At 59.9% G+C, this 9,472-nt stretch carries 5 protein-coding genes and 2 pseudogenes; all 7 read left to right on the top strand.

Features of this window, described 5'->3' with window-relative positions; translation table 11 throughout:
- The first annotated feature begins 91 nt into the window (after nt 1-91).
- Nucleotides 92-1,454, top strand: a pseudogene (locus MKD38_RS29825) (IS5 family transposase).
- A gap of 176 nt (nt 1,455-1,630) precedes the next feature.
- Nucleotides 1,631-2,392 carry a hypothetical protein gene (locus MKD38_RS29820; protein ID WP_145987296.1) on the top strand — a complete coding sequence of 254 codons (762 nt, stop codon included), beginning with the start codon at nt 1,631-1,633 and terminating at the stop codon, nt 2,390-2,392.
- A gap of 173 nt (nt 2,393-2,565) precedes the next feature.
- Nucleotides 2,566-3,828, top strand: coding sequence for an SPM autocatalytic domain-containing protein (locus MKD38_RS29815; RefSeq protein ID WP_145987295.1), 1,263 nt, complete (start codon nt 2,566-2,568; stop codon nt 3,826-3,828).
- 103 nt (nt 3,829-3,931) lie between these two features.
- On the top strand, nt 3,932-6,064 hold the full coding sequence (locus MKD38_RS29810) for a type I secretion system permease/ATPase (protein WP_012354590.1): 2,133 nt from the start codon (nt 3,932-3,934) through the stop codon (nt 6,062-6,064).
- The gene (locus MKD38_RS29805) at nt 6,061-7,491 is read left to right on the top strand and encodes an HlyD family type I secretion periplasmic adaptor subunit (RefSeq protein ID WP_012354589.1); all 1,431 of its coding nucleotides are present in this window, start codon (nt 6,061-6,063) and stop codon (nt 7,489-7,491) included. Before MKD38_RS29810 ends, MKD38_RS29805 begins: the two co-directional genes overlap by 4 nt.
- Nucleotides 7,481-8,923 carry a TolC family protein gene (locus MKD38_RS29800; RefSeq protein ID WP_012354588.1) on the top strand — a complete coding sequence of 481 codons (1,443 nt, stop codon included), beginning with the start codon at nt 7,481-7,483 and terminating at the stop codon, nt 8,921-8,923. The genes MKD38_RS29805 and MKD38_RS29800 overlap by 11 nt, the downstream gene beginning before the upstream one ends.
- A 334-nt stretch (nt 8,924-9,257) precedes the next feature.
- Nucleotides 9,258-9,472: pseudogene (locus tag MKD38_RS29795) on the top strand (hypothetical protein); the annotation flags it as partial.

Below are 9,472 nucleotides of genomic sequence, written 5' to 3'. Positions count from 1 at the left end.
CTAAGGTTTAGCAAAAAATTTCGCTGCGTGCCGAACTCCCAGATCGAATATGAATCTGATTCGAATCCTGGGAGATTTGAGGAACTTGCGGATGAGCACACCGGACTTCTTTCGCAGCCGCCTGGACGGGATGACTGATCTTCGGCATCCGCTGGCAGTGCTGGCGAGCCGGATGCCGTGGAACAGCATTGAGGCAGCCTTGGCGCCAGTGCTTGCGCGCAAGGCGAAGGATGGCAGCAACGTGGTCGGCGAGGACTTGTTCGGACCGATGTTGGCGGTGGCTGGTGCAGGCATCAGTGCCGCAGGCCGGCCTCGCCTTCCGATCCGGCTGATGGTCGGGCTGCTCTACCTCAAGCATGCCTTCAACGAGAGCGACGAGTCGGTGTGCGAGCGCTGGGCGGAGAACGTGTACTGGCAGTACTTCTGCGGCGAGGAGTACTTCCAGATGCGGCTGCCGTGTGACCCGACCAACTTCGTGCGTTTCCGGCAGGCTCTGGGTGAGGCTGGCGTCGAGGAACTGCTGGCCACCACGATTGCTGCCGCCGTGCAAATGAACGTGATCAAACCGGCTGAGTTCGAACGGGTCGTCGTCGACACCACGGTGCAAGAGAAGGCCATTGCCTATCCGACCGACAGCCGTCTGCTGGAGGTAGCGCGGGCCAAGGTGGTGCAACTGGCCAAACGCGCCGGCATCGAGTTCAAGCAGACCTTTGGCAGGGAAGGCAAGTCGTTGCGATTTCGTGCGGGTGGTTATGCGCATGCCAAGCAGTTCAAACTGCTGAGAACCGTGCTCAAGCGTCAGCGCACCGTGCTCGGCCGCGTACTACGGGACATCGAACACAAGATGACGGCGCTTGCCGAGGACCAGCAAGAGCGTCTGCGTCCCTGGCTCGAACGTGCCCGACGCATTGCGCAGCAACGCGTCAAGGACAAGAACAAGCTCTACGCCCTGCACGCACCCGAGGTGAAGTGTGTCGCCAAGGGCAAAGCCCCCCAGCCGTATGAGTTCGGTGTGAAGGTGAGTTTGGCAATCACTGCCAATCAGGGACTCATCGTCGGTGCTCGCAGCTTTCCTGGCAATCCTTACGATGGTCACACACTACACATCCAACTCGAGCAAACCGCTATCCTGCTTCAGGACCTGCCGGGATCGCGCAAGCCCCACACTGCTATCGTTGACCTCGGTTATCGCGGGGTCGATGCCGAAGTGACGCCGGTGAAGGTGATTCACCGCGGCAGAATCAAAACCATGAATCGTCGCCAGCGCAGAATGCTTAAACGTCGCCAGGCGGTCGAGCCTGTCATCGGCCATGTCAAAGCGGATCACGGCATGCGTCAGGGCGAAATCGGTAACGCCGTCCCCTATCCTCTGTGCCGCAGGCTTCAATCTCCGTTGGCTGCCGCGAGCAATTGCCCGCCTGGGCATCCGCGGGCGTTCTTTTTTTTCGTCTTGACTCTGCTCACAGGTATGGCTCGATCCGCCAGGAATGCAGCCAATCGACCTTGCCCGCATTGCCGCAGTCAACCGATGGGGCGACCAGAATCATCCACCCTCCAGCCACGCTGGGCCCTCAGACTGAATTTTTCAGGTCCGACTATAGAATCCGTGTGGCCGCCTGTGCTGCAATAAATGATGGGCTGGTTTGCTCGTGCGAATATTCGGTGCATTTTTTCTGAGTTTATTCAGCATGGCGGAGGCGTGCCTAAGGGCATGACCAGATTTGCGTGTTTGACGCTGGGTGTCAACATACTTGGAGGTGATAAAGCTCAAATGATCAGCTATCGAAGGCGTAATGGGCGCCATCTTTCAGGCAAAGCGACAGTGCTTGCTATTGCTATCTCCATTGGCTACCTATATGGCTGCGCGGGCTCGCGGTCGGCATCAGATGCTGCCAGAACACCGGAGGCTTTTCTCGCAGCGATCAATAACGTCATTGAGCATGGCGATTTAACAAATAGCGAACTATTGGCGGAAAGCTTTCGACTGAAATTTAGCCACGGAGAGCCGCATCAAGCCTTTCATCCGAAAACTAATGAGTTAATTGGAATCCGACGGGATTTCAAGATCGCATCGGCGTCTCAAGAAACTTTTCTTTATTCAACAACTCCCAGCGCGTCATATGGAACCCTTGCGCCGAGTGATGGAGGGCTGCCGAGGGTGTCATTTGGTGATTATCTTGATCGAAATAATATATGTATAACTCGTGGCGTGCTCTTTGATAAATTCGGTCGAGGTATATCACATAGAAATTATGATCACCCGGGTGAGGACTATTTTTATGGATTCAATTACAAGGAGAATTGGATTGAGTTGATAGTTGGCTTCTCTACGATTGACTGTGCAACAAATATCAGTTTATTTCAAAACAGGAAAATGGTTGAGTTACCATGACAAGTAATCAGATTATCACGGGCAATGAATCAATGTGGGGTAACGTCCGACTCTCAACGAGTCAGATTGCACTTATAAACAAGAGTCCAACTCTTGTGTCCCAGCTATTGGATTACCAGGCGGCAGTTGCTGCGGGATCATTGAACCCAATTGTTCAAGGGCCCGATGGCAGCATGTTCTTCAAGGAAGGGGGAGGAATTACGTTTGCTAGCAATTGGAAAACTTGGCCGGATGGCGAGGTCATCGGTAGCTTGGCCCATGAGATCGGTCATTTCGCGAATGTGAAAGCCGACACTGACTTCAAATCGGCGTATGCAGTTCCGTCCAGTAGTCCAGACGCCTATGCGATGAGCGCCATGGTCGGCCTGCATCAAGAGGGCGAAGCAGTCTATAACAACTGGGTGGTTCAGCGGGAGATTCTGAGCAATAATGGTCCGCAGATTTATTTGGCGGGCGAGTATAAGGCGAATCCTGATGGTAGCGTTAGTAGTACCGGGCTTCAGTCGTTACTTGATACGCAACATGCCACGGATATTCGCTCCAGTAGCCTTATCGGTTCTGATCGGCAGATTCTGATTGATAGTGCAATGGGCGTCTATGCGACCTTGCCGAACAGTGTTAACTGGCAGGCCTACTTCAATTATTACGGCGCAGCCAGTGGCGCACAGGCTCCCGCGCCTGGAACCCTTCAATCGGTCACCTTTACGAACAACAACGCGACCAATCAGATTGGTTCGATGTCGGAGAACTACTCATCCGGTAATACGATCCAGGTAAAGTTCACTGGAACAGCGCCGAGCACGTCGACCGTTACGAATCCATCTGGCAATCTGCTTACCGAAAATGTCTATACTAGTGCGACGGTCAATGCGAATAATGCAACCGTTAATCTTCTGAATGGCGCCACCGCTACAGTGAACGGCACTGGCAACACCATTAACGCCGGCAATAATGTCACGGTCACGGCGAACGGTACAAACAACACCATCAACACCGGTGCCAATGACCTAGTCTGCACCAGCAACAACGTCTTCAATGTGGGCGCCAACGTGGCAACGTGGCAGACCCTCAAGGTGTGGGGTGATACGACAGGCACCGGCCAGTTCCAGAGCGGGCAACTGTACACCCTCGACCAATTGGGTATTGCAGGGATCAACCTGGATGCCACGCACATCAGCCAGGACAGCAACGGCAACACCATCCTGGATGACGGCACGTACACGCGCGCCGATGGCACCACGGGCGACATTGCCGGGGTCAATCTGATGTTCAATCCGGGCAACGGCCAGACGCCTAGCGCGGCGGATACCTTCGCCCAAAAACAAGTGAATCAGTTGATTCAGGCAATGGCCGCGTATGCGCCGGACGCAGCCGGTAGCATCGTTGCGCAGGCGCTGCCCCAGGATCAAACCACACTGCAACTGGCGGCTCATTGATACGTCACCCCGACGGTAGCAGACGGCGCCCTTGCGAGGGCGCCGGTTTTTCTACGCTTGTCGATAGCCACCCCGTCTAACAAGAACAATTTCGCACTGATCCATGGGTTCGAACGAAAACCTGGCGCGTCTCGACGATGCCGGCTTGGCTGCGCTCGTGCTCATCGCACGATTTCATGGCATTGCTACGGATGCCGCGCAAATCCGCCATGCCGCCGCGCTCGGTGGCGAGTCCTTCTCTGAGGCCGATCTGGTATTAGCCGCTCGTGGCATGGGCCTGAAAGCCCGAGCAGTGGCGCTGGTGGCAGATCGGCTTGGCAAGACCCCATTCCCGGCCTTGGTGCTGGACAGTGCGGGCCGGCATTTCATTCTCGCCGGTTCCGATGGCAAGACCGCGCTGATACTGGAGCCCGGCATGTCGGCGCCCGCACCCAAGCCGATCGAAGAGATAGTGGCGCGTACGAGCGGGCGCATCCTGCTTTTCACCTCGCGCGCCTCCCTGGCAGGCGAGCTGGCTCGCTTCGATTTCTCATGGTTTATCCCGGCGGTGGTCAAGTACCGCCGCCTGCTGCTGGAAGTGCTCGGCGTTTCGATGGCGCTGCAACTGTTCGGGCTGGTGTCGCCACTGATGTTCCAGGTGGTGATGGACAAGGTGCTGGTGAACCGCACCTATAGCACCCTCAACGTGGTGTGCCTGGCGCTCCTTGTCAGCTCGGTATTTGAGGTGTTGCTCACGGGCCTGCGCAACCATGTATTCGCGCACACGACCAACCGTATCGACGTGGAACTGGGCGCGCGCCTGTTTCGCCATCTTGTAGCCTTGCCACTCGCCTATTTCGGCGCGCGGCGTGTGGGCGACACCGTGGCACGCGTGCGGGAGTTGGAAAGCATTCGAAATTTCCTGACCGGCCAGGCGCTGACCGCGCTCATCGATCTGGTGTTCTCTGTGGTGTTCCTCGCTGTCATGTGCCTGTACAGCGTCTGGCTCACGCTGATGGTGGTTCTGTCCTTGCCGCTCTACGGTGCGATTTCCGCCTTCATTACGCCGTTGCTGCGCAAGCGCCTGAACGACAAGTTCGCCCGTGGCGCGGATAACCAATCGTTCCTCGTGGAATCGGTGTCCGGGATCGAAACGGTCAAGGCCATGGCCGTGGAGCCGCAGTTCGTCAAACGCTGGGAAACCCAGCTCGCGGCATACGTCGCGGCGGGCTTCCGTGTGACCTCACTCGGCAACGTCGGGCAGCAGGCGATTCAATTGGTGGGGAAGCTGGTGACGCTCGGCACGCTGTTTTTTGGAGCCAAGCTCGTCATCGACGGCAAGCTGACCGTGGGCGCGCTGATCGCCTTCAACATGATGTCGCAGCGCGTGAGCGCCCCGGTGCTGCGCCTCGCGCAACTGTGGCAGGATTTTCAGCAAGTCGGTATATCCATGAGCCGCCTCGGCGACATCTTGAATACGCGCACGGAGCTGGCGCAAAGCCGGCAAACGCCGCCGTCCATCAAGGGCAGCATCGTGTTCGAGAACATCCGCTTCCGCTATCGCGCGGACGGCCCGCCGATCCTCGATGGCGTGAGCCTGGGGATCACCACCGGCCACGTCGTGGGTATTGTCGGGCGCTCGGGCTCAGGCAAGAGCACGCTCACCAAACTGCTACAGCGACTCTATCTGCCGGAGCAGGGCGCGGTGCGTATAGATGGCATCGACCTCGCGCTGGCCGATCCCTCCTGGCTGCGCCGCCAGATCGGCGTGGTGTTGCAGGAGAACCTGCTGTTCAATCGCTCGATCCGCGACAACATTTCGCTCACCGATCCCGGCGCCCCGCTGGAGGCAGTCATGCAAGCGGCGAAGCTGGCGGGAGCGCACGATTTTATCTGCGACATGCCGGAAGGGTACGACACGGTGGTCGGTGAACACGGCGGCAACCTTTCGGGCGGCCAGCGGCAGCGCCTGGCGATTGCACGGGCGCTGCTGACCAATCCGCGCGTGCTGGTGTTCGACGAAGCCACCAGTGCGCTCGATTTCGAGACCGAGCGAATTATCCAAAACAATATGAAGGCCATCTGCGCCGGACGCACGGTGATCATCATCGCCCACCGGCTCACCGCCGTGCGCCACGCCGACCAGATCATTGCCATGGACGGCGGCCGTATCGTGGAACGGGGCAGGCATGAGGAGTTGCTGGCACTGGGTGGCTACTATGCCCATCTCGTCTCGTTACAGGACAGCGGACTATGAGTACCCCCGGCGTATCCCAATGGGCGGCGCTGCGTGAGCCGCTGCGCCGCTACGCCAGCGTATTCCGGGCGGCCTGGCACATCCGTCGCGAGTTGGACGCGCCCAGTCGGACCCCGCACGAACTGGCATTTCTCCCCGCCCATCTGGAATTGGCGGAAACGCCAGCGCATCCGGCGCCCCGCTGGACAATGCGAATCATTGTGGCGCTAACCGGACTGGTGTTATTGATCGGCATCTTTGGCAAGCTCGATATCGTGGTAACTGCCAAGGGGAAATTTGTACCCAATGCGCGGGTGAAGGTGATTCAGCCGGCGGTGACCGGCGTCATTCGCGAAATCCTCGTGCGTGATGGCCAGCGCGTGGCGGCGGGCCAGTTGCTGGTGAAGCTCGACACCACTCAGGCCGCCGCCGATGCGGACAAGGCGTACCTCTCCCGCGTCGATGCCGGCCTCGGTGCGGCCCGTGCGCGGGCGCTGCTTGGCGCGCAGGAAATCAAACAACCGCCGCAGGTTGTGCAGGTGGATGGCGCGTCGGAAGACCGAATGCGCGAAGCCCAGCATCTGGCCAATGGCGCCTGGCGCGAGTATCAGGATCGCATCGACAGCGCGCAGGCAGAGCTGCACAAGCGCGAGGCGGCGCGGGACAGCACACGGGCCGAAGTGGCACGGTTACAGGCCACCGCGCCGCTTGCGCGCCAGCAGGCCATGGACTATAAGGCGCTGGTGGCTGACAAGTATGTGGCGCGTCACGATTACCTGGACAAGGAACAGAAGGCCCTGGACCTGGAGAACGAGCTGGCGGCCCAGCGTGCCCACGTGCTGGAGCTTACGGCCGGTATCGCCGAGCAGCGGGCCGAACTGGGGGCGCTAGCCTCGAAGTTTCGGCATGACCAGCTCGATGAGCTGGAGAAACACACCCAGCAGGGGGCGCAGAGCCGCAACGATGAGACCAAGGCGCAGACGCGCCAGGAACTGATGAGCCTCACCGCGCCCGTGGCCGGCACGGTGCAGCAACTCGCCGCGCACACACTGGGCGGTGTCGCGACCACGGCCCAGGCGCTGATGGAAATCGTGCCCGACGACACGCTGGAGGTCGAGGGACAACTGGAAAACAAGGATATCGGTTTTGTGGACGTGGGCCAGGCTGTCGCGGTCAAGGTGGAGGCGTTTCCCTATTCCCGCTATGGCTTCATCGAGGGCACGGTGCTCTCCGTGTCGAATGACGCTACCAACGACAAGAAGCTTGGGCTCACCTTTCCGGTGCGTATTCGCCTCACCACTAACCGCATCCGGGTGGAGAACCGCTGGATCGCGCTCACGCCTGGCATGGCGGTTACGGCGGATATCCGTACCGGCAAGCGCACGGTGGCCGAATACTTCCTAGGCCCCGTGATCGAGGCCGCTCAGGAGAGCTTGCGTGAACGCTAGACGCATCCCGCTCACCCTCATCCTGGCCGGGCTATGGGGGCTGGTCCAGGACGCGCAGGCCTTCGACCCGCTGCGCGCGGAGCAGCACCTTCCGGCCACCCCTGCCGGCGCGCTCATTCCGGACATCGCCGGATGTCGGGCCGGGCCGCCAGTCTCGCCGCTGCTCCTGGGCGAGGCCGTCGAACGGGCGCTATGCGTCAACCCAAAGACGCGCCAGGCTTGGGCCGATGTCAAGGCCCAGGCCGCTGGCGTGGGGACTGCGCGGGCAGGCTACTTGCCGACCGTGAACGGCACCGGGCAGTACGTGCGAGACGGGGCGAGGACGGATGTGACCAGGCATCCGAATCTGAGTTCGGCCACGCTCGCCAATGTGGGCACCGGCAACGTGGCATTGAATTGGGTGCTCTACGATTTCGGTGCGCGTAGCGCTGCCGTGAGCAGCGCATCGGCATTGCTGGCTGCCGCACAATCAACGCAGGATGCCACCGTGCAAAGCCTGTTCGTGACCACGGCCAAGGATTACTACACGGCCCAGGCGAGTGCGGGCGCCTTGGTTGCGGCGCGCGATGTGGAGGCGATGGCGGCGAACAGCCTCCGCGCGGCCTCGGGGCGGGTGGACAAAGGCGTGGCGCCCATCTCGGATGCCTTGCAGGCACAGACGGCCTATACGCAGGCGGTACTAAACCGCGCCAAGGCGGACGGCCAGTGGCAAACCGCCGTTGGCACGCTCGCTGCTGACATGAATCTATCGCCGGACGTGCCGCTCACCCTGCCCGGTGTGGGCGACGAGGTGAGGACGGACGCGCAGTTCACCCAGGCGGTTGGCGAGTTGATCGAGGGCGCCAGGCAGGCACATCCAAGCGTGATGGCCGCCGAGGCCCAGGTGGATGCGGCGGCGGCCAGGGTTGACCAGACGCGCGCCGAGGGCATGCCCAGCCTCGGCCTGGTATCCCGCTACAGCCTGAACAATCAGCCAGCTACGCTAGGGCTCGGCGTCCCGAGCTTTCCGGCTACCGGACGCGACTGGTATGTCGGGATTCAGCTCACGATCCCGTTATTTGAAGGTTTTGGCCGTTTGTACCGGATCCATCAGGCCCAGGCACAGCTCGAACGCGAGCACGACGGTCTGGATGCTGCGCGCCAGCAGGTGGGGCTGGAGGTGTGGAGCAGTTATCAGGCCGTTCGAACCGCCACGGACAGCGTGAAGTACAGCGCAACGCTACTCGATACTGCGCAGCAATCCTTTAACGCTGCCGAACATCGCTATCAGGCCGGCGTCGGCAATATTCTCGAACTGCTGAATGCGCAAACGGCGCTGGCCAATGCCAAGCAGCAGCGCGTACAGGCACTGGCCGATTGGAAAGCCACGCGGTTGCGGCTGGCGGGCAGCCTGGGGCGGCTTGGCATGAACAATGTACAGGTGGAACGATGAACGAAACCGCCACGGCATTTGCGAAGGGAGAAAGTAAATCCATGTCAAAGCATCTCTCTTTGCTTCTGGCCTTCGGGGGCCTTGCTCGTCGCGGCCTGTGCGCCCCTCGCTGAGAGGGAACCGAAGCAGCATCTTCCAGAGGTCGTGCAGAAAAGCGAGCGGGTGATTCTGGTGGAAGGAAATCCCGACGATCCGGTCAAGCTCGAAGTCACGCTGTACACCCGGCCGGGTCCGAGTCCATTTCTTGCGGTACTAAACCACGGCTCATTCCTGGAAAACCACACGATTTCGTTTTAATTTTGCGACGGGCTATTTGCTGTCGCGCGGATATGTCGTGGCCGAGCCCATGATGCGTGGCTATGGTAATTCGGAAGGCTACCTCCGTCGGCACGGATGCGATGCCGTGGCAAGCGGTATGGATGCGGCCAAGGACGTCAACGCGGTTATCGGCTATCTAAAAAAACAGCCCTATGTAGATTCCGCCAAGGATACTCATTGCCGAAGAGAGCGTCGGTGGATGGAAGACCTTGGTCGTTGGTGCGTTCAACC

This window comes from Cupriavidus sp. WGlv3, assembly GCF_023952475.1.
Lineage (GTDB): Bacteria > Pseudomonadota > Gammaproteobacteria > Burkholderiales > Burkholderiaceae > Cupriavidus > Cupriavidus phytorum.
This window is presented reverse-complemented; position numbering and strand designations above follow the sequence as displayed.